3 protein-coding genes and 1 tRNA gene are annotated in these 2,041 nt (G+C 62.3%); 2 read left to right on the top strand and 2 right to left on the bottom strand.

Annotated features, from left to right (window positions below; genetic code table 11):
• Window positions 1-194, bottom strand: a 194-nt coding sequence (locus tag EOA28_RS33900) for a YggT family protein (protein ID WP_148671039.1), incomplete at its 3' end; no start/stop codon positions are given.
• A gap of 192 nt (window positions 195-386) precedes the next feature.
• On the opposite strand from EOA28_RS33900, the gene EOA28_RS33905 reads away from it, so the two are divergent.
• Both EOA28_RS33905 and EOA28_RS33910 read left to right on the top strand, forming a co-directional pair.
• A tRNA-Ala gene (locus EOA28_RS33905) sits at window positions 387-462 on the top strand.
• A gap of 176 nt (window positions 463-638) precedes the next feature.
• Window positions 639-1,082 carry a hypothetical protein gene (locus tag EOA28_RS33910; protein ID WP_126080528.1) on the top strand — a complete coding sequence of 148 codons (444 nt, stop codon included), beginning with the start codon at window positions 639-641 and terminating at the stop codon, window positions 1,080-1,082.
• A gap of 112 nt (window positions 1,083-1,194) precedes the next feature.
• Here the strand turns inward: EOA28_RS33910 and EOA28_RS33915 are convergent, their stop codons facing one another.
• A complete protein-coding gene (locus EOA28_RS33915; protein WP_127253532.1) occupies window positions 1,195-1,527 on the bottom strand; it encodes a hypothetical protein in 333 nt (110 codons plus the stop codon).
• Window positions 1,528-2,041: the final 514 nt, after the last annotated feature.

Here is a 2,041-nt window from a genome sequence, read left to right on the forward strand (position 1 = left end):
TCGGGCATGAAGCGGCGGATGGGGCGCAGGGCCGGCTCGGTCAGCCGATAGAGCATGTTGCCGACGCTGCCGACGAACTGGTTGCGCGAATTGACGACGTTGAAGGCGTAGAGCCAGGAAAAGATCGCCGAGGCGATAATGATCCACCAGTAGATATCAAGCGCCATGACGATGGTCTGAATAAGGGCGATCATGCCGGTCTCCAAATTGTCGCCGACATGTAGCCATTGCTAAGCGTGCGGGCAAGGCCCGCGGGCTTGCCGTGCGGGCAAGGCCCGCGGGCTTGGCGAGTGGGCAAGGCCCCCCGGCCACGGCGCTTGTGGCCGGCCCGGTCTTTCGCCTTGACATCAAACGGCCGCGACCGATACAAGCCGATCCGCTGGAACGGGGCTGTAGCTCAGCTGGGAGAGCGCATCGTTCGCAATGATGAGGTCAGGGGTTCGATCCCCCTCAGCTCCACCAGCCAGCACCGCCGGTGCTTTTCACGTCGCCTTCTGCCTCCTTGCTCGCCATTTCGTGACCGCCGGATTTCGGGCCGCGTGGCTGGAACCAATGGCGGGGCAATTCGGTTCAGCTATACATTTGAAGCCAACGTGCGCGGCCGGTTGGGCAAGCGGCGATCCTTGAGGAGTTCCATCATGCAGATTTCGTCCAGGTTCCGTTCCGTCGCGGTTGCGGCAATCGCCGCCGCGGGCGTGACCATTGCCAGCGCCGCGCACGCCGACAGCGGCACGATCCGCTTTTCCGTCTACAAGGCGGCCTTCTTCATCGGCGGCTCCGGCGGTGAAGGCACGCTGACCTTCCATGGCAAACGTTATCCGATCTCGGTCGGCGGCGTCTCGGGCGGCCTCGCTTTCGGGGCCTCCAAGACCTATTTCCAGGGCAGGGTGCGCCATATCCGCCGCGCAAGCGACGTGACGGGCGTCTACGGCGCTGCCGGCGGCGGCGGGGCCCTCGGCAAGGGCGCCCAGGTGATCGTCATGACCAATGACAAGGGCGCTCAACTCGAGCTCACCGGCAGGCAGGTCGGCCTGCAGGTCAATGCCGATCTCAGCGGCATCAGCATCGCGCTGAAGCGGTAGAAGGAACAGCCTCGGCTCTTCGTGGATAGGCCGGCAAAGGCGCTGCCCGGGCGCCGAATGCCGGCCACTAGAGGCTAAGAGACGCTTGGCAGGGTCTCGGCCTCAAGGCGCCTCAATCGTCCCAGTCATCCCAATTATCTTCGTCCCGCGGGGGGTAGTTTGGAACGACCCGGATAATCGGCCGCGGACGTTGATAGCGCCAGTCATACTCGTCCCGTGGCTGCGGCTCATAGGTGCGATAAGCGGGCTGGTAATAGTGTTTCCGCCAGTATTGGTGCTTGTTGTGCGGCCGAACGCAGTATCCGTCCTCGGTCAGATAGGCGCATGTGACATGCGCCTCCCGCACCAGGCTATTTTCAGCCGGCACGCCGATGATCGGCGCCGCCTCCACCGCCGGCATCACCGCCAGCATGGTCCCGGCAAGGGTAAGAATGGGTAATTTCATCGACCTCTCCAACCTCTCCAGATCAAGGCCGGAACAACGTCCTGATTGGGGCGATTTGCGGCGGCCGAGATCACTTTGATTTTCGGTCGCACATATGAGCGTTAGATCATGTACCGCCGGCGTCAGGCAGGCGGCACGCCTTGGAGATTGGCCGAAACGCCTATCGCGTCGTCATTCCAGGGCGGAGCAGGAGCGAAGCTCCGTCGCGAAGACCCTGGAATCCATGCCGTTACCTTCGCCAAGGCGTGCAACGGAGCAGAATTCTGCACCGTGGCGGCGCTTCCAAGTCACGGAATGGATTCTATGGTCTGCGCCGCGTCGCTCGCTCCTTGCTCCGCCATAGAATGACGAGGTCGGGGCGGCTTCAACCAACCCCCGGCGTCGGCGCTGATGTCACGGACATGAACGGAAAATCCTGCGCCAAGACAAACGGCAATCTTTCAAAATCCACGTGTTCGGGGAATTAATTCGCCAGCTGATCGAGAAGCGTGTCTATTTCGCCTTTCTTTGGGGC

Source organism: Mesorhizobium sp. M2A.F.Ca.ET.067.02.1.1 (assembly GCF_004023285.1).
Taxonomy (GTDB): Bacteria; Pseudomonadota; Alphaproteobacteria; order Rhizobiales; family Rhizobiaceae; genus Mesorhizobium.

Excerpts from the sequence above, each read along its gene's own strand:
- EOA28_RS33910 (WP_126080528.1), top strand. The coding sequence starts at position 639 with ATGCAGATTTCGTCCAGGTTCCGTTCCGTCGCGGTTGCGGCAATCGCC.
- EOA28_RS33915 (WP_127253532.1), bottom strand. The coding sequence starts at position 1,527 with ATGAAATTACCCATTCTTACCCTTGCCGGGACCATGCTGGCGGTGATG.